The following is a 17,017-nucleotide window of genomic DNA, read 5'->3' as shown; positions in this document are numbered from 1 at the left end:
CCTTCACGTTACGTGAAAACCCGCACGGGGATCGTCCCGATGCGGCGATGCAGCACGGCGCCTAACCTTTCCTCATTCCCAGAAGAAGACAAGAGAGAGGTTGCATGTCGAGCCCATCACTGAACCGGCGGCGTTTCACGCTGCTGGCGGCCGCAGGTGCCGCTGCAGTCGCGGCGCCCTCCCTGCGCGCGCAGGGCAAGCCCGAGAAGAGCAAGGTGTCCATCGCCGTGGGGGGCAAGTCGGCGTTCTACTACCTGCCGCTGACCATCTCCGAACAGCTTGGCTACTTCAAGGCCGAAGGACTCGATGTCGAGATCTCGGACTTCGCGGGCGGTGCCAAGGCGCTCCAGGCGTTGGTGGGCGGGTCGGCCGACGTGGTGAGTGGTGCTTACGAGCACACCATCAACATGCAGTCGAAGAACCAGATGATCCAGTCGATCGTCCTGATGGGCCGCGCTCCGCAGATCGCGATGGGCGTGTCCACGAAGGCGATGCCCGGCTTCAAGGGAGTCGCCGACCTGCGCGGCAAGAGGATCGGCGTGTCGGCGCCGGGGTCCTCCACCAACATGGTCGCCAACCTCGTGCTCTCGCGCGCCGGCGTCAAGGCGAACGAAGTGAGCTACGTCGGCGTGGGCACCGCAGCGGGCGCGCTGACGGCGCTGCGTTCCGGCCAGATCGACGCCATCAGCAACACCGATCCGGTGATGACGATGCTGGAGCAGAAGGGCGACGTGCGCATCGTCACCGACACGCGCACGCTCAAGGGCACGCAGGACGTCTTCGGCGGGCCGATGCCCGCAGCGTGCTTCTACACGCACTCGGAGTTCGTGCGCAGCCATCCCAACACCTGCCAGGCCCTGGCCAACGCCATCGTGCACGGGCTCAAGTGGCTGCAGACGGCGGGTCCCAGCGACATCATCAAGACCGTGCCGGAAAGCTACCTGCTGGGCGACCGCGCCTTGTACCTCGCGTCCTTCAACAAGGTGCGCGAGGCCATTGCGCTGGACGGCCTGCTTCCGGAGGAGGGCAGCAAGACGGCGCTCAAGGCCCTGGCGAGCTTCGAGCCCTCGGTGAAGCCGGAGAAGATCGACCTCGGGAAGACCTTCACCAACGACTTCGCGCGGCGGGCCAAAGAGAAGTTCAAGGCCTGACGCTTCCGGTGCACGCCCTCGAGCTCCGGGACATCACCGTCACCTTCCGTTCGCGCGAGCAGAGCGAGTCGCGCTACACCGCCGTGGCGCAGACCACGCTGCACGTCGGCGCGGGCGAGTTCGTCTCCGTCGTCGGGCCCACGGGCTGCGGCAAGTCGACGCTGCTGAACGTGGGGGCCGGGCTGCTGGAACCTTCCGGCGGCGAAGTGCTGGTGTTCGGCGAAAGATTGCAGGGGATCAACCGCCGCGCCGGCTACATGTTCCAGGCCGACGCGCTGATGCCGTGGCGCAGCGCGCTCGACAACGTGATGGTGGGGCTGCAGTACCGCGGCGTTACGGATGCGCAGGCGCGCGCCGAGGCCGACGCCTGGCTCGCGCGGGTGGGCCTTTCCGGCTTCGGTGACCGCTATCCGCACCAGCTCTCCGGCGGCATGCGCAAGCGCACGGCGCTCGCGCAGACCCTCGCACTGGACCCCGACATCATCCTGATGGACGAACCCTTCAGTGCCCTGGACGTGCAGACACGGCAACTGATGGAAAACGAGGTGCTGGACCTGTGGGCGGGCGGCGAGGGTCGCCGGGACGCGACCGCCGCCGGCGCGGGTCTGCCCGCGGTGCCTGGACGCGAACCCGGTCCGCCAGGCCGGCGCAAGGCGGTTCTCTTCATCACGCACGACCTGGACGAGGCGATCGCCATGAGCGACCGGGTGATCGTGCTGTCCGCCGGACCGGCGACTCGCCCCATCGGCGAGTTCACGGTCGACCTGCCGCGGCCGCGCGACGTCGCCGAGGTCCGAAGCGACCCGCGCTTCGTGGCATTGCATTCCCGCATCTGGTCGGTGCTGCGCGAAGAAGTGCTCAAGGGCTACGCGCAGCAACTGGTGAAGGCGGATTGAGATGTCCCTGCGTCCGGGCGAACGCAACCTGCGCGCATGGCAGATCGGCGTCCTGGTGCTGGTGCTGCTGGCGTGGCATGTCCTGTCGCGCAACGACCAGACGGCCTTCTTCCTGGGCGAGCCGATCAAGGTGGCTGGGCGCATCTGGTCCTGGTTCGTGCCGGTGGCGGTGGCGCCGAACGCGCTGTTCGACGAAGGATTGCCGGGGCGGGCGGACATCTACATCCACCTGGGCGTCACGCTGCTGGAGACGGTGCTGGCGTTCGCCATCGGCACCGTGCTGGGTCTCGTCGTCGGGTTGTGGCTCGCGCTCGCCCCCACCGCCAGTGCGATCCTCGACCCCTACATCAAGGCGTTCAACTCCATGCCGCGGGTGATCCTGGCCCCCATCTTCGCGCTCTGGTTCGGACTCGGCATCTGGAGCAAGGTGGCGCTCGCGGTCACCCTGGTGTTCTTCATCGTGTTCTTCAACGTCTACCAGGGCGTGCGGGAAGTGAGCCCGGTCGTGCTCGCCAACGCGCGCATGCTCGGTGCCAGCCGCAAGCAGTTGCTGCGCACCGTGTACCTTCCCAGCGCCACCAGCTGGGTGTTCTCCAGCCTGCATACCTCGGTGGGCCTCGCCTTCGTGGGTGCGGTGGTGGGCGAATACCTGGGATCGGCGCGCGGCGTCGGCTACCTGATCCTCCAGGCGGAGGGAACCTTCGACGTCAACACTGTGTTCGCCGGCATCGTCGTGCTCACCGCGTTCGCGCTGGGGCTGGATTCGCTGGTGGGGCGCATCGAGCGGCGCCTGATGAAGTGGCAGCCGCGCCAGGGCGAAACGGAAAAGCTGTAGTCCCAAGACGAAACGGGGGGCCGCATGGCTCCCCGTCAGGTTCGCAGGGCTTTCCCCCGCGATCGCTCAGGAGCGGCGCGGATTGTTCGGGAAGCGATCATGGCGGTTCAGGACGCCGTCGCCGTCCATGTCACCGCGTGGCCCGGTGCGAGCCACGTGCGCGATCCGGTCCGGACGGCTCGGGTGCGGGTCGCGGGCGTTGGGGATGCCGTCGCCGTCGCGATCACGGTCGCTGCGGTCGGCGATGCCATCGTGGTCCATGTCATGCGCATGGCGCGCCACGTAGGTCCGGTTGAACACGTTCGGGTTCGGGTCGCTGCGGTTCGCGATGCCGTCGCCGTCGCGGTCGCCGTCCACGCGGTTCTGGATGCCGTCGCGATCCAGGTCACCGCGCGGGTTCAGCGTCCGGGCCTGGGCAGCAGCACCGAAGGCGAGCAGGGAAGCCGCCAGAGCGGCGAGAACAGTCTTGTTGTTCATGGGGATGCACCTCTGAAGTGAAAGTGCCTCCACTGTGCAGCCGGGCTGGACTCGGAGCCATCGGAGTGATCCTGTGAAGTGCGTCGTCCCAGTCCCTCGCCGAAAGTGCACATAAGAAAGGGGCCCGGCGGGGCCCCTTTTCATCGCGCGACGTTGCCTCAGCTGCGGCGGGCGTCGTACGGGAACGCGTCGCGCCGATTCGGCACGCCGTCGCCGTCGATGTCGCGGTCGTACTGGTTCGCGATGCCATCGCGGTCGAAGTCCCCATTGGGACCCATGCGGGCCTCACGGCGCGCCTGGCGCTCCGCGGCGTGACGTTCCCAGTTGTTGCCCACCAGGTACCAGCTGCCGTCCGCGCGCTGCACCCAGCGCGGCTCGCGGTACTCGTAGCCGGAGCGGTCGCGCATCCAGTTGCCTTCGATCCACGCGTATTCACCGCCACGCCACTCGTAGTGGCCCGGCGCCCAGACCCAGCCCGGACGAGCGGCAGGGGCGACTTCATGGCGCGGAGGCGGGGGGGCGGTCGACACGACGGCGCTGTACTGCGCCTGAGCGGCCGCTCCGAATCCCATGAGGGCCGCGGCGAACGCGGCGTCGAGAAGAGGCTTGTTGTGCATGGTCATTGCTCCTTTGGAACGAATGAACCACTGTCGCGCCTTCCGCCAGGAAGGGCCATCAGCCCGGGGCGGCAGACATCGTGGGAGTGCTCCTGCACGGCCTCCGGATGGCAACAGCCGGACACGGTGGCTTCACAACCACCCCGATTGGCTCAGCGCTTCTTCGCCTTGGCGGGGGCCTTCTTCGCGGTCTTGGCCGGGGTGCCGGTGGACACCTGCTTCACGTTCTTCGACGTCACGCGCACCTGCGCGCGGGCGACGTTGCGCACCGGCAGGTGCAGGACAACTTGCTGGCCGGCACGGAAGGACGCCGATGTCCCCACGTCGTTCCATTCGGCCACCTGCGCCGCGCTGAGCTTGTAGCGCGCGGCGATGCTGGCCACGGTGTCGCGCTTGCCCGCCTTGACCACCGTGCGGCGCGTCACGGCCTCCGGTGCGAGGCTCAGCTGTCCGTTGTCGGCCAGGTGGCTCGTCACGTCGCCTTGCGTGCTGCCCTTGCGCGGAACGATCAGCACCGAGCCGGCCTTGATCAACATCCGCGGGGGGATGCTGTTCACCGTGCGCAGTTCGTTCTCGTTCATGCCGACGCGCCGGGCCGCTTCGCTCGCGGTCATGGTGCTGGGCGCGCTCCAGGCCGTCCACGTGGCGAACTTGCCCTGGTCGTAGGCCTCGAAGTTGCGCTTGAAGACCGTCGCGTTGTCCCAGGGCAGCAGGATCTGCGGCGTGCCCGCCGCGAGGATCACGGGCCGGCTCAATTGCGGATTGAGCGCCTTGAAGTCGTCCAGCTGCACGTCGGCGAGTCGTGCCGCGAGCTCCACGTCCATGTCGCGGGTGAGCACGACGGACTGGAAGTACGGGTGGTTGTTGATCAGGGGCAGGTCGGCGCGGAACTGGTCCGGATTGGCGACGATGTTCTTCACCGCCTGCAGCTTCGGCACGTAGTTGCGCGTCTCGTTCGGCATGACGATCTCGGTGTACGAGGTGCCCCGGCCCGCGCGCTGGTTGCGCGCGATGGCGCGGCTCACGTTGCCTTCGCCCCAGTTGTAGGCGGCGAGCGCCAGGTGCCAATCCCCGAACATGCCATAGAGCTTCTGCAGGTAGTCCAGGGCAGCCCGGGTGGACGCCAGCACGTCGCGGCGGTCATCGCGGAAGACGTTCTGCTTCAGGTCGAAGTCCTTGCCCGTGGCGGGCATGAACTGCCACATGCCGGCCGCGCGCGCGCTGGACACTGCCTGCGGATTGAACGCGCTTTCGACGAAGGGCAGCAGCGCCAGTTCGGTGGGCATGTTGCGCCGCTCGAGTTCCTCGACGATGTGGAACAGGTACTTGCGCGACCGGTCCGTCATGCGCTGGATGTAATCCGGGCGCGACGCGTACCACTGCTCCTGCTGCCGCACGAGGTCGTTGTCCAGCGCCGGCATGGCATAGCCCCGGCGGATGCGCGACCACAGGTCGGGCGGCGGTTCCAGGGCGGTGACGGACTGCGAGCTGAGTTCGGAAGGCTCGATCGCCGAGAGCGGGCCCTGGGGGATCACGGCGGGACCGGGATCCCTGGCCTGGCTCCTGGGCGGCTCGCGACTTTCGACGCCGGCCTCGCCGGACGGGCCGGTGGTGGCGCAGCCGGCCAGGGCCAGGACGGTGGTCAGGGCGAGCAGCTTGTACTTCTTCATCGGAACTCGTTCTTCCATTGGCGCAGGGCCGCGAACACCGCGACCGGGTCTGCCGGGTCCGCCGCGGGGTCGCGACCCCGTGCGGCCTGCGCCACCGCCGGCTGGCGCGTGCGCAAGAAGGGATTGACACTGTTCTCCAACGCGATGGTGGAGGGCAGCGTGGGCTCGCCGAGCGAGCGCCTTTGCTCGCATTGTTGCCGGTAATGGATCAGCTGTGCATTGCCGGGTTCCACCGAAGTGGCAAATTTCAGGTTTCCGAGGGTGTATTCGTGCGTACAGCACACGCGGGTCGGTCCCGGCAGGGCCGCCAGCTTGTCCAGCGAATCCAGCATCTGCGCCGGCGTCCCCTCGAACAGCCGCCCGCACCCGCCCGAAAACAGCGTGTCGCCGCAGAAAAGGAGCGGCGTGCCTTCCACATCGCTGCAGTAATAGGCAATGTGGCCGGCGGTGTGCCCAGGCACGTCGAACACATGGAACCGCAGGCCCAGCACGTTCACCTCGTCGCCTTCGGCCAGGTGCGTGTAGGGCGGGGGGATCCGCTCGCGGGCCGGACCGAAGACGGGCGCACCGGTGGCCTCGCGCAACGCGTCGACGCCACCGATGTGATCCGGATGGTGATGGGTGACTAGAATCGCCGTCAGTTGCAGGCCCTGTTCGGCGAGAAACGCCTGCACCGGACCGGCATCGCCAGGGTCGACGACCAGCGCCCGCTGTCCGTCGTGCAGCAGCCAGAGATAGTTGTCCTGGAACGCAGGCAGCGGTATCAACTTCATGAGCGACCGGATTATAGGAATGCACCAGTGGTTCGAGACTCCGCCTGGCAGGTACCTGCTGGAGTGGGAGCGAGCCCAGGTCGAGCAGGCGGTCGCCGACATCTTCGGCTACCACGCGCTCCAGCTGGGCCTTCCCGAACTGGACACGCTGCAGGCGAACCGCATGCCGCACAAGTGGCTGGCCCTGTCCGAGGCGGAGGCCGCGCAGGGACTGCGCAAGCCCGACCTCGTGACCGATTTCAGCGCGCTCCCGTTCGAGGAGAACAGCCTGGACCTGGTGGTGCTGCCGCATTCCCTGGAACTCAACCTCGACCCGCACACCACGCTGCGGGAGGTCGAGCGCGTGCTGGTCCCCGAGGGCAAGGTGGTCATCTGCTGCCTCAACCCGGCCAGCCTGTGGGGACTGCGCCAGCGGCGCGCCAATATTTACCGGCGCCTCGGATTCGGCGAACTCTACCTTCCGGACGCGGGTGAATTCATCGGCTACTGGCGGCTGCGCGACTGGCTGCGCCTGCTGAGTTTCGAAGTCGAAACCAGCAGCTTCGGCTGCTACCGCCCGGCCTTCTCCAGCGAGAAGTGGCTGGAACGCTTCTCATGGATGGATGCGGTGGGCGAGCGCTCGTGGCCGATCTTCGGTGCCGCCTACTTCATCGTGGCGGTCAAGCGCGTGCGCGGCGTCAAGCTCATGGGGCCGGCGTGGAAGAAGGCCAAGCGCATGGCGGCCGCTCCGGTGCCGCTGGCCAATCGCAGCCGGCGCGGAACCCGCGAACTCACTCCCATCGAATGAACCAGGTCGAGATCTATACGGACGGGGCCTGCAAGGGCAATCCCGGCCCCGGCGGCTGGGGCGTGCTCCTGCGCTCCGGTGCCACGCAGAAAGAGCTGTACGGCGGCGAGCCCGCCACCACCAACAACCGCATGGAGCTGATGGCCGTGATCCAGGCGCTGGAGGCGCTCAAGCGCCCGTGCGCCGTCACCCTCTACCTCGACAGCCAGTACGTGCTCAAGGGCATCACGGAGTGGCTGCCAGGCTGGAAAGCCAAGGGCTGGAAGACGGCGAGCAAGCAACCGGTGAAAAACGCGGAACTGTGGCGGCGTCTGGATGATCTGCTGATGCAGGGCGGGCACGTGGTGGACTGGCGCTGGGTGCGTGGCCATAACGGGGACGCCGGCAACGAACGGGCCGATGCGCTGGCGAACCTCGGGGTGGCGAGCATCCAGCGCGGCTAGCAGCTCCCATGTAAAGGGCGGGTAAAAGCCACGCACATTGGCGGCGCCGCGGGCCTGTAAGGGGCACTGCGGATGCTCGACCGCACACCCCGCTGTTACATTGTGTGATTGGCCGGAGATGCCGGCAGCGCTGCGCGCACCAGTATTGTCCACGGATCAGCCTACATGCCATCGAAGTCCCTTTACAGCGTGGTTGCCGTCATCGGCATCGCTGCCGCATCCGGCGCTGCGTGGTGGTTCCAGCACCAGCCGCAGCGTTCCGCCCAGGAGCGCGAACCGGCAACGGCCGGCAACGCTGGCGCTTCGGCTGCCGCCCCCGCAGCCAGCGGCCCGGGGCGCGCGCCCGCCGTCGAAGTCGCCCGGGTCGAAAACCTGCGGATCACCGACGACGCCCAGGCCGTGGGCAACCTGCGTTCGCGCCAGAGCGTGATGCTGCGGCCCGAGGTCTCCGGCCGGGTCACCAAGATCAACTTCCGCGACGCCGAGCGCGTGCGTCGCGGGCAGCTGCTGGTGCAACTGGACGACCAGTTGCCCCAAGCCCAGGTGCAGCAGGCCGAGGCCGAACTGTCCATCGCGCGCGCGAACCACAAGCGCAACCAGGAGCTGGTGGAGCAAAAGTTCATCGCCCAGCGCGCGGTGGACGAAAGCGCGGCCAACCTCCAAGTGGCCGACGCCAAGCTGGCGCTGGCGCGCGCCACCCTCGCGCGCCTGAAGATCATCGCGCCGTTCGACGGCATTGCCGGCATCCGCAACGTCAGCGTGGGCGATTACCTCAAGGACGGCGCCGACATCGTGAACATCGAGGACCTCGATGCGATGTTCGTCGACTTCCGCCTCCCCGAGCGCTACCAGACCAAGATCCGTCCCGGCCAGACCGCGCAGATCGAAGTCGACGCCCTGCCGGGCCGCGGCTTCAGGGCGCTGGTGATGGCCGTCGATCCGCTGCTGGACACGAACGGCCGCTCCATCGGCGTGCGCGGCTGCATCGACAACCGCAGGCTCGACCTGCGCCCCGGCATGTTCGCGCGGGTGACCCCCGTGTTCGGGGTGCGCGAGGACGCACGCGTGATCCCCGAAGAGGCCATCGTGCCGCAGGGCGGCCGCCAGTTCGTCTACAAGCTGGTGGACGGGCCGGACCAGGACACCCGCATCGCCCAGCGCGTCGAGGTGAAAGTCGGCATCCGCCAGCCTGGCAAGGTGGAGATCATCGAAGGCCTCATGCCCGGTGACCTGGTGGTCACGGCCGGCCAGCAGCGCATCCAGAAGGACGGCATGGCTGTGCGCGTGCTGGACCTCGGCAAGGCCGGCGCAGGCAATGGCGCGTCCGTCGCGGGCGGTCCGCCAGCGACCGGGCGCCGGTTGGTACAGGCGGCGGAACCGCCGGAGGCCGGCAATCCCTGTGGCGCGGTCGCCGCCGCACCGCGCATGGCGCCCAGCCAGCGAGCCGTTCCGCCTGCTTCTCCAGCGCCCGGTCGCCGACCGCCGGCCGCCGGCTGAAGCCGCGAGGAGCCATCCATGCAACTGCCCGAAATTTCGATCCGGCGTCCGGTCTTCGCGACCGTGCTGTCGCTGCTGGTGCTGCTGGTCGGCGCGGTCAGCTTCATGCGCCTGTCGGTGCGCGAGTACCCGAAGATCGACGAGCCGGTGGTCACGGTCAGCGTCAAGTACGTCGGGGCATCCGCCGAGGTCATCGAGTCGCAGGTCACCAAGCCGCTGGAGGATTCCATCGCCGGCATCGATGCCGTCGACGTGATCACCTCGATCAGCCGGCCAGAACAGGCGCAGATCACCGTGCGGTTCCGCCTCGAGAAGGATGCCGATACCGCCGCGGCCGAGGTGCGCGACCGGACCTCGCGCGTGCGCAACCGGCTGCCGCAGGCGATCGAGGAGCCGGTGATCGCCAAGGTGGAGGCCGACGCCTTTCCGGTGATCTGGCTGGCCTTCACCAGCGACACGCTCAACCCGCTGCAGATCAACGACCTGGTCAACCGCATCGTCAAGCCGCGGCTGCAGACCGTGACCGGCGTGGCCGACGTGCGCATCTTCGGCGAACGCAAGTACGCGATGCGGGTGTGGCTCGATCCCGAGAAGCTGGCGGGCTACCGGTTGACCACGCAGGACGTGGAGGACGCGATCCGCCGCAGCAACCTCGAAGTGCCGGCCGGGCGCATCGAGTCGCAGCAGCGCGAGTTCAGCGTCACCTCGCAGACCGACCTGGTCCGGCCGGCCCAGTTCGACGAGATCGTGATCCGCAACGTCAACGGTTTCCCGGTGAAGATCCGCGACGTCGCGCGGGTGGAGGAAGGCGCTGCCGACGAGCGCAGCCGGGTGCGGCTGAACGGGCGGGCGGCCATTTCGGCCGGCGTGATCCGCAACGCCACGGCCAATCCGCTGACCTTGTCCCAGGGCGTGCGCGACATCATTCCCAAGCTCAAGCAGGACCTGCCGTCGGACGTCCAGATCGAGGTGGCGAACGACAACTCGCTGTTCATCGACCGCTCCGTCAAGAACGTGTACCACACGATCGGCGAGGCCATCGTGCTGGTCGCGCTGGTGATCTTCGTGTTCCTGCGCACGGTGCGCGCCTCGATCATCCCGATCGTGACCATCCCGGTCAGCCTGATCGGCGCCTTCGCGCTGATGGCGGCCTTCGGCTTCACCATCAACACCCTGACGCTGCTGGCGCTGGTGCTGGCCATCGGCCTGGTGGTGGACGACGCCATCGTGATGCTGGAGAACATCTTCCGGCACATCGAGGAGGGCCTGGATCCGTTCTCGGCCGCCATCAAGGGGGCCCGCGAGATCGGCTTCGCGATCATCTCGATGACGATGACCCTGGTGGCGGTCTACGCACCGCTGGCCTTCACGCCGGGCCGCACCGGCCGGCTGTTCGTCGAGTTCGCGCTGGCGCTGGCCGGCGCGGTGCTGGTCTCGGGCTTCGTGGCGCTGACGCTCACGCCCATGATGTGCTCCAAGCTGCTGCGGCACACCAACAAGCACACCTGGTTCGATGCCCACATGGAGAAGTGGCTCACCGGGCTGACCAGTCGCTACGAGCGCGCGCTGCGCTGGGTCGTCACGGCGCGCTTCGGCTCGGGCCGCGGCCGCACGGCACGCCTGCTGCAGGCGCGCTGGCTGGTCGTCGGCGTGATGATCGCCTGCGGCGCGGTGATCGCCTCGGTGTGGCCGACCATGAAGTCCGAGCTGTCGCCGCTGGAGGACCGCGGCACCATCCTGGCGAACATCAACGCCCCGGACGGCGCCACGCTGGACTACACCGATCGCTATGCCACGACGCTGGAGCGCATCGGCCAGCAATACCCGGAGTTCGACCGCATCTTCGCCAACCTGGGCAATCCGACGGTCTCGCAGGGCAGCGTGGTGTACCGGGCCATCGACTGGGAGAACCGCAAGCGCACGACGCTGGAAATCGCCCGCGAGATGGGACCGAAATTCAACGCCTTGCCGGGCGTCAGCGCCTTCCCCATCACGCCGCCGTCGCTGGGGCAGGGCTTCCGCGAGCGGCCGCTGAACTTCGTCATCCAGACGTCCGACAGCTACGAGAACCTGAACCGCGTCACGCGCCAGTTGCTCGACGAGATCGCCAAGAACCCCGGCATCCAGAGCGTGGACGTGGACCTGCGCCTGAACAAGCCCGAACTGCGCATCGACGTGGACCGGGCCAAGGCGGCCGACCTGGGCGTGAGCGTCGAGGTGGTGGCGCGTGCGCTCGAGACGATGCTGGGCGGCCGCCAGGTCACCCGCTACAAGCGCGATGCCGAGCAGTACGACGTGATCGTGCAGACCACCGCCACGGGCCGCACCACGCCGGAGAACATCGAGAACATCAACGTGCGCGGGCGCAACGACACCATGATCCCGCTTTCCACGCTGGTCAAGGCGCGCGAGAGCGTGAGCCCGCGCGAGCTCAACCACTTTGGCCAGCGGCGGGCGGTGGCCATCACCGCCAACCTGGCGCCCGAGTATTCGCTCGGGCAGGCGTTGCAGTTCATGGACCAGACTGCGGCCAAGGTGCTCAAGCCCGGCTACACGACGGACCTCAACGGCACCTCGCGCGAATTCAAGAATTCGCAGGGCGCGCTGGCCATCGTGTTCGTGCTCGCCCTGCTGTTCATTTTCCTCGTGCTGGCTGCCCAGTTCGAAAGCTTCGTCGACCCGCTGGTGATCATGCTGTCGGTCCCGCTGTCCATGGTGGGCGCGCTGCTGGCGCTGAAGTGGAGCGGAGGATCACTCAACGTGTACTCCCAGATCGGCCTGATCACGCTGGTGGGCCTGATCACCAAGCACGGCATCCTGATCGTCGAGTTCGCCAACCAGCTGCGCGAGCAGGGCCTGGAGATGGTGGACGCGCTGGTGAAGGCGGCCTCGCAACGCCTGCGACCGATCCTGATGACCACCGGGGCCATGGTGCTGGGCGCGGTGCCCCTGGCCACCTCGACGGGTGCGGGCGCCGAGAGCCGCATCCAGATCGGCTGGGTGATCGTGGGCGGGATGTCTCTGGGCACGCTGCTGACGATCTTCGTGGTGCCCACCATGTACACGCTGTTCGCGCGGCGGGAAGTCCCGGGCGCCAACAAGGCCGAGGCACGCGAGCACGGGCATCCTCCACCTGGCGAGCTGATCGCCAAATAGCGGCGTGCGGCTGGTTGACCGGCGGCACACCCCGGTGTGCAATGGCGCTCCGCCATGCCGATCGTCGAATTCGCACCCGCCTTGACGCGCCACGTGCCGTGCCCCCGGCAGGAGGTGCCCGCGGGCACGCTGGCCGCGACCCTCGATGCCGCGTTCGCCGCGGCGCCCGCCCTGCGCGCCTACGTGCTGGACGAGCAGGGCGCCGTGCGCAAGCACGTGGCCGTCTTCGTCAATGGCGACATGATCCCGGACCGCAGCGACCTCGCGCGCCCGCTGGCGGCGCAGGACCGCGTGCACGTGATCCAGGCGCTCACAGGAGGTTGACATGCAGCAGTTGCTGGTCGCGTCCCGCAAGGGCCTCTTCATCTTGGCGCCCGGCCGGCATGGCTGGGAGCTCGCGCGCCCGCATTTCCCCGGCGAACCGGTCACGCAGGTGGTGCGCGATCCGGCCGATGGCACTTTGTACGCGGCACTGCGCCTGGGGCACTTCGGCGTGAAGATCAAGCGCAGCAGCGACGGGGGTGTCCGCTGGGAGGACGTGGCGGCGCCCGCGTTTCCCGCCAAGCCCACCGACGGGCCGGGGAAGGACGATCCGACGCCGTGGACCGTGGACATGGTGTGGTGCCTCGAAGCCGCCGGTGGCCTCTTGTGGGCGGGCGCGTTGCCGGCCGGGCTGTTCGTCTCGCCGGACCGCGGCGAGAGTTGGCAACTCATTGACAGCCTCTGGCAGCGGCCGGAGCGTCGCGAGTGGTTCGGCGGCGGCTACGACCATGCCGGCATCCATTCCATCGTGATCGACCCGCGCGACCCGGGCCACCTCACCGTGGCGATCTCCTGCGGCGGCGCGTGGCAGACCCGTGATGGCGGCAAGGGCTGGACCCTGACCTCGGAAGGCTTCGATGCCGGGGCCTACATGCCGCCCGAACGCCGCTTCGACGGCAACATCCAGGACGTGCACCGCATCGCCGCCTGCGCGGCGCAGCCGGACGTCCTGTGGGCGCAGCATCACGGCGGAATCTACCGTTCCAGCGACGGCGGCCTGCGCTGGCAGGCGATCGCGGCGCCTGCGCCCAGCGGCTTCGGGTTCGCCGTCGCCGCGCATCCGCAGGACCCGCAGCGCGCGTGGTTCGTGCCGGCGCACTCGGACGCCCAGCGCATGCCGGTCGATGGGCAGATGGTGGTCAACGAGACGCGCGATGGCGGCCAGACCTTCCACCAGCTCGCCTATGGCCTGCCGCCGCGCGATGCGTACCACCTGGTGTACCGGCATGCGCTGGCCTGCACCGACGACGGCCGCGCCCTGGCGATGGGATCGACCACCGGCGGCCTCTGGTTCAGCACGGACGAGGGGGCGCAGTGGCACTGCCTGTCGCGCGACCTGCCGCCGATCGCCGCGGTGCGCTTCGCCTAGACCACGCCCTCGAACATCATCACGTCCACCTCGTCGCCCGGGGCGACGTTGCCCTGCGCGTGGTGCAGCACGATGAGGCCGTTGGCGTGGACCATGGAACTGAGCACGCCGGAACCCTGGTTGCCGGTGGTGCGGACGGCCAGCCCGCCGTCGGGGGTGCGGGTGACCGTGCCGCGCTGGTACTCGGTGCGGCCGGGCTTCTTGCGCATGGCCTCCGCGCTGCGCGCCCGGAGCAGCACGGGCTGCGTGGTCCGCGCCCCCATCATGCGCAGCAAGGCGGGACGCACGAATGCGAGGAAGGTGACCATCACGGCGACGGGATTGCCGGGCAGCCCGAAGAGCACGGCATCGCCGATGCGGCCCACCGCCATCGGCCGGCCCGGGCGCATGGCGATCTTCCAGAAAGCGACGTCGCCCAGCTGCTTCATCATCGCCTTGGTGTAGTCGGCCTCGCCGACGCTCACGCCGCCGCTGGTGATGATCGCGTCGGCGCGCCCCGCCGCGTCGCGGAACGCCCGTTCGAGCAGGGCCGGCTCGTCCCGCACCACGCCGAGGTCGATGACCTCGCAGCCCAGGCGCGTGAGCAGGCCGTGCACGGTGTAGCGGTTGCTGTCGTACACCGCGCCTTCGCGCGGCGGCTCGCCCAGGCTCAGGATCTCGTCGCCGGTGGAGAAGTAGGCGACCTTCAGGCGCCGGACCACCTCGACCCCGGCCATCCCCAGGCTGGCGACCAGGCCGCAGGCGGCCGGGGTGAGCCTTTCGCCGGCCGCCAGGGCAGGATGGCCCCGCATCAGGTCTTCGCCCTCGCAGCGGCGGTTGTCGCCGGCCTTCAACAGGCCCGCCGGGACTTCGACGCGCCCGTCCGGCAGCGTCTTCGTGAACTCCTGCGGCACCACGGTGTCGAGGCCGGCCGGCATGATGGCTCCGGTCATGATCTTCACGCACTGGTCGGCGCCGACCTGGCCTTGCCAGGCCTTGCCCGCCAGGGCGGTACCCACCACCTTCAGCTGCAGGACACCACGGGCAAGCAGCGCGCCGTCGAAGGCGTAGCCATCCATCGCCGAGTTGTCGTGCGGCGGAACGCTGAAGGGGGAGACGAGGTCCCGCACAAGCACGCGATCCAGGGCGTCGAACACTGCCACCTGTTCCGTTTCGCGCACGGGTGCCACCAGGCGCGCGAGGAATTCGCCGACGTCGTCCGCCGACAGCGCCTGCGGGTCGTAGCCCTGCAGTTGCGCCGCGATCTCCGCGATGGAGCGGGTCATGGCGACTGTTCGAGCCGGTGCAGCTCGGCGAGGGTGTTGGCGTTGAAGAAGGCTGATGCGTCGTCACCCTGCCGGTCGAACGGGACGACGACGGTGCGGTGCTGCCCGGTCCATGCGTCGATCTTGCGGCCGCCGCCGTGGGTGAAGCGCACCAGGCTTTCCATCAGCTCGCGCCTCAGCAGCGAGAACACCGGCTGGGCCCGGAACTGTCCGTCTTCCTCGCGCGCCGCCGCCATCGCGATCTCCGCGCCATCGCGTTCCATCGCTTCACCGAGGCGAGCGACGAGGTCCTGGGGGAACAGCGGTGTGTCGCAGGGAACCGTCAGCAGGTACTCGGTCTCGCAATGCTCCAGCCCGGTCAGGAAGCCGGCGAGGGGACCGGGATAGTCCGCGAGGCTGTCGGGCCAGACCGGCACGCCGAAAGATTCGTACGCGGAGAGATTGCGGTTGGCGTTGATCATCACCTCGCCCACCTGCGGCATCAGGCGCATGAGCGTGAACATCGCCATGGGCATGCCGCGGAAGTTCTGCAGCCCCTTGTCGGCGCCGCCCATGCGCGAGCCGCGGCCACCGGCGAGGATCACGCCGGTCACATCGTCCTTCTGGATCATGGCGCGATATTAGCCTCCGCCGGGCCGACCCCTAGAGGGCCAAGGCCCTTCGGAGGCCACGCTTGCGTCATGGGCAAGCGCGTGTCCCGGTTCAGCCGCCGATGTAGCTCATCTCGACGCGCCGTCCACCCGTGCCCGGGGCGGCGGCGAGCGTGCCGCGCAACTCGGAATAACGGTCGCTGCGGCCCTGCCAGATGTGGCCGATGGCCGAGGCGAGTTCCTCGTCGGAGGCGCTGCCTCGGACCAGCGCGCGCAGGTCGTAGCCGTTGGCCGCGAACAGGCACAGGTAGAGCTTGCCCTCGGTGGACAAACGCGCCCGGTTGCAGTCGCCGCAGAAGGCCTGCGTCACGCTGCTGATGAAGCCGACCTCGCCCGCGCCATCGGCATAGCCCCAGCGCTCGGCGGTCTCCCCGGCGGTCGTCGGGTCCAGCGGCACCAGCGGGAATTCGGAGGCGACGCGCGCGCGCACGTCGGCCGATGGCATCACTTCGTCCATGCGCCAGCCGTTGGTGACGCCCACGTCCATGTACTCGATGAAGCGCAGCACGATGCCCGTGCCACGGAAGTGGCGCGCCATCGGCAGGATCTCGTGCTCGTTGGTCCCGCGCTTGACGACCATGTTGACCTTCACCGGCCCGAGGCCCGCCTCGCGTGCAGCAGCGATGCCCTCCAGCACTTCTGCGACGGGAAAGTCGACGTCGTTCATGCGGCGGAACACCGCGTCGTCCAGGCCGTCCAGGCTCACGGTCACGCGCTGCAGCCCCGCGTCCTTGAGGGACCGGGCCTTGCGCGCGAGCAGCGAGCCGTTGGTGGTGAGGGTCAGCTCGGGCGGCGTGCCCTCCACGGTGCGCAGCTGCGCCAGCTGGGAGACCAGGATCTCGAGGTTCTTGCGCAGCAGCGGCTCGCCGCCGGTGAGCCGGATCTTGCGCACCCCGTGCGCCAGGAACTGGCGGGCCACGCGCGTGATCTCCTCGAAGCTCAGCAGGGAGGCATGCGGCAGGTACTGGTAGTCCTTGTCGAACACCTCCTTGGGCATGCAATAGCTGCAGCGGAAATTGCACCGGTCGGTGACGCTGATGCGCAGGTCGCGCAGGGGCCGGCCGAGCGTGTCCGCCAGCAGGCCGCTGGCCGCGACGGGCCGCGCTGGCAGGTCCGCCCGCAGCGCCGCCAGGCGCTGGTCGACGAGGGGAATCACGCGTTCAGCCATGGCGGAATTGTGGGGCCGGCCGGGGGCAACGCCAAATGACGGCGGTCAAGCCCCGGCTCGCCCGGGGATTCCCTGCCCATCAGCCCGTGAAAATTGATCGGCATGGCAGAGATTTACCCGGGTATCGCAGCCAGTACTGGACCCCGGCGCCCCCCTGCATACAGTTCGGTTCTCGCCGGCGCGGCCGCGGGCTCCCCGCGTCCCCGCCGCTTCCGGCCCGA

General features: G+C 68.7%; 16 protein-coding genes. 9 read left to right on the top strand and 7 right to left on the bottom strand.

What is annotated here, in order from left to right; all coding sequences use genetic code 11:
* The first annotated feature begins 104 nt into the window (after positions 1 to 104).
* From AC1DSA_RS08500 to AC1DSA_RS08490, 3 genes are read left to right on the top strand one after another with little or no spacing between them, the layout of a single operon-like run.
* Complete coding sequence (locus AC1DSA_RS08500) at positions 105 to 1,151, top strand: ABC transporter substrate-binding protein (RefSeq protein ID WP_477888002.1); 1,047 nt, start codon at positions 105 to 107, stop codon at positions 1,149 to 1,151.
* A gap of 8 nt (positions 1,152 to 1,159) precedes the next feature.
* Positions 1,160 to 2,047 carry an ABC transporter ATP-binding protein gene (locus AC1DSA_RS08495; protein ID WP_477888000.1) on the top strand — a complete coding sequence of 296 codons (888 nt, stop codon included), beginning with the start codon at positions 1,160 to 1,162 and terminating at the stop codon, positions 2,045 to 2,047.
* Between the two features lies 1 nt (position 2,048).
* Positions 2,049 to 2,882 carry an ABC transporter permease gene (locus AC1DSA_RS08490; protein ID WP_477887998.1) on the top strand — a complete coding sequence of 278 codons (834 nt, stop codon included), beginning with the start codon at positions 2,049 to 2,051 and terminating at the stop codon, positions 2,880 to 2,882.
* Between the two features lie 66 nt (positions 2,883 to 2,948).
* On the opposite strand, the gene AC1DSA_RS08485 is transcribed toward AC1DSA_RS08490, so the two are convergent.
* The 4 genes from AC1DSA_RS08485 to gloB all read right to left on the bottom strand — a co-directional run bounded on the left by AC1DSA_RS08485 (position 2,949) and on the right by gloB (position 6,419).
* A complete protein-coding gene (locus tag AC1DSA_RS08485) occupies positions 2,949 to 3,359 on the bottom strand; it encodes a thrombospondin type 3 repeat-containing protein (protein WP_477887996.1) in 411 nt (136 codons plus the stop codon).
* Between the two features lie 158 nt (positions 3,360 to 3,517).
* A complete protein-coding gene (locus AC1DSA_RS08480) occupies positions 3,518 to 3,976 on the bottom strand; it encodes a YXWGXW repeat-containing protein (RefSeq protein WP_477887994.1) in 459 nt (152 codons plus the stop codon).
* A 152-nt stretch (positions 3,977 to 4,128) separates the two neighbouring features.
* Complete coding sequence (locus AC1DSA_RS08475) at positions 4,129 to 5,646, bottom strand: transglycosylase SLT domain-containing protein (protein WP_477887992.1); 1,518 nt, start codon at positions 5,644 to 5,646, stop codon at positions 4,129 to 4,131.
* On the bottom strand, positions 5,643 to 6,419 hold the full coding sequence (gene gloB / locus AC1DSA_RS08470) for a hydroxyacylglutathione hydrolase (RefSeq protein WP_477887990.1): 777 nt from the start codon (positions 6,417 to 6,419) through the stop codon (positions 5,643 to 5,645). The genes AC1DSA_RS08475 and gloB overlap by 4 nt, the downstream gene beginning before the upstream one ends.
* On the opposite strand from gloB, the gene AC1DSA_RS08465 reads away from it, so the two are divergent.
* From AC1DSA_RS08465 to AC1DSA_RS08440, 6 genes are all read left to right on the top strand, one after another.
* Complete coding sequence (locus tag AC1DSA_RS08465) at positions 6,418 to 7,206, top strand: class I SAM-dependent methyltransferase (RefSeq protein WP_477887988.1); 789 nt, start codon at positions 6,418 to 6,420, stop codon at positions 7,204 to 7,206. The genes gloB and AC1DSA_RS08465 overlap by 2 nt on opposite strands.
* Entirely contained in the window at positions 7,203 to 7,649 is a 447-nt protein-coding gene (gene rnhA / locus AC1DSA_RS08460; RefSeq protein ID WP_477887986.1) for a ribonuclease HI, read from the top strand. The genes AC1DSA_RS08465 and rnhA overlap by 4 nt, the downstream gene beginning before the upstream one ends.
* A 165-nt stretch (positions 7,650 to 7,814) precedes the next feature.
* Positions 7,815 to 9,146: an efflux RND transporter periplasmic adaptor subunit gene (locus AC1DSA_RS08455; protein WP_477887984.1), complete on the top strand. Its 1,332-nt coding sequence runs from the start codon at positions 7,815 to 7,817 to the stop codon at positions 9,144 to 9,146.
* A gap of 18 nt (positions 9,147 to 9,164) precedes the next feature.
* Complete coding sequence (locus tag AC1DSA_RS08450; RefSeq protein WP_477887982.1) at positions 9,165 to 12,302, top strand: efflux RND transporter permease subunit; 3,138 nt, start codon at positions 9,165 to 9,167, stop codon at positions 12,300 to 12,302.
* A 54-nt stretch (positions 12,303 to 12,356) separates the two neighbouring features.
* Positions 12,357 to 12,626, top strand: coding sequence for a MoaD/ThiS family protein (locus tag AC1DSA_RS08445; protein WP_477887980.1), 270 nt, complete (start codon positions 12,357 to 12,359; stop codon positions 12,624 to 12,626).
* A 1-nt stretch (position 12,627) separates the two neighbouring features.
* Entirely contained in the window at positions 12,628 to 13,713 is a 1,086-nt protein-coding gene (locus AC1DSA_RS08440; protein WP_477887978.1) for a WD40/YVTN/BNR-like repeat-containing protein, read from the top strand.
* Here the strand turns inward: AC1DSA_RS08440 and moeA are convergent.
* The 3 genes from moeA to moaA all read right to left on the bottom strand — a co-directional run bounded on the left by moeA (position 13,710) and on the right by moaA (position 16,796).
* Complete coding sequence (gene moeA, locus AC1DSA_RS08435) at positions 13,710 to 14,978, bottom strand: molybdopterin molybdotransferase MoeA (protein ID WP_477887976.1); 1,269 nt, start codon at positions 14,976 to 14,978, stop codon at positions 13,710 to 13,712. The genes AC1DSA_RS08440 and moeA overlap by 4 nt on opposite strands.
* Positions 14,975 to 15,589, bottom strand: coding sequence for a molybdenum cofactor guanylyltransferase MobA (mobA, locus tag AC1DSA_RS08430; protein ID WP_477887975.1), 615 nt, complete (start codon positions 15,587 to 15,589; stop codon positions 14,975 to 14,977). The genes moeA and mobA overlap by 4 nt, the downstream gene beginning before the upstream one ends.
* Positions 15,590 to 15,680: 91 nt before the next feature.
* A complete protein-coding gene (gene moaA / locus AC1DSA_RS08425; RefSeq protein ID WP_477887973.1) occupies positions 15,681 to 16,796 on the bottom strand; it encodes a GTP 3',8-cyclase MoaA in 1,116 nt (371 codons plus the stop codon).
* Positions 16,797 to 17,017 lie beyond the last annotated feature (221 nt).

This window comes from Ramlibacter sp. P4_H7, assembly GCF_056400765.1.
The sequence above is the reverse complement of the archived record's forward strand: the minus strand, read 5'-3'. Positions and strand labels throughout refer to the sequence as shown.

Coding starts and splice junctions, on each gene's coding strand:
- AC1DSA_RS08500 (WP_477888002.1), top strand. CDS start 105: ATGTCGAGCCCATCACTGAACCGGCGGCGTTTCACGCTGCTGGCGGCC.
- AC1DSA_RS08490 (WP_477887998.1), top strand. CDS start 2,049: ATGTCCCTGCGTCCGGGCGAACGCAACCTGCGCGCATGGCAGATCGGC.
- AC1DSA_RS08485 (WP_477887996.1), bottom strand. CDS start 3,359: ATGAACAACAAGACTGTTCTCGCCGCTCTGGCGGCTTCCCTGCTCGCC.
- AC1DSA_RS08480 (WP_477887994.1), bottom strand. CDS start 3,976: ATGCACAACAAGCCTCTTCTCGACGCCGCGTTCGCCGCGGCCCTCATG.
- AC1DSA_RS08475 (WP_477887992.1), bottom strand. CDS start 5,646: ATGAAGAAGTACAAGCTGCTCGCCCTGACCACCGTCCTGGCCCTGGCC.
- AC1DSA_RS08465 (WP_477887988.1), top strand. CDS start 6,418: ATGAGCGACCGGATTATAGGAATGCACCAGTGGTTCGAGACTCCGCCT.
- gloB (WP_477887990.1), bottom strand. CDS start 6,419: ATGAAGTTGATACCGCTGCCTGCGTTCCAGGACAACTATCTCTGGCTG.
- rnhA (WP_477887986.1), top strand. CDS start 7,203: ATGAACCAGGTCGAGATCTATACGGACGGGGCCTGCAAGGGCAATCCC.
- AC1DSA_RS08455 (WP_477887984.1), top strand. CDS start 7,815: ATGCCATCGAAGTCCCTTTACAGCGTGGTTGCCGTCATCGGCATCGCT.
- AC1DSA_RS08450 (WP_477887982.1), top strand. CDS start 9,165: ATGCAACTGCCCGAAATTTCGATCCGGCGTCCGGTCTTCGCGACCGTG.
- AC1DSA_RS08445 (WP_477887980.1), top strand. CDS start 12,357: ATGCCGATCGTCGAATTCGCACCCGCCTTGACGCGCCACGTGCCGTGC.
- AC1DSA_RS08440 (WP_477887978.1), top strand. CDS start 12,628: ATGCAGCAGTTGCTGGTCGCGTCCCGCAAGGGCCTCTTCATCTTGGCG.
- moeA (WP_477887976.1), bottom strand. CDS start 14,978: ATGACCCGCTCCATCGCGGAGATCGCGGCGCAACTGCAGGGCTACGAC.
- mobA (WP_477887975.1), bottom strand. CDS start 15,589: ATGATCCAGAAGGACGATGTGACCGGCGTGATCCTCGCCGGTGGCCGC.
- moaA (WP_477887973.1), bottom strand. CDS start 16,796: ATGGCTGAACGCGTGATTCCCCTCGTCGACCAGCGCCTGGCGGCGCTG.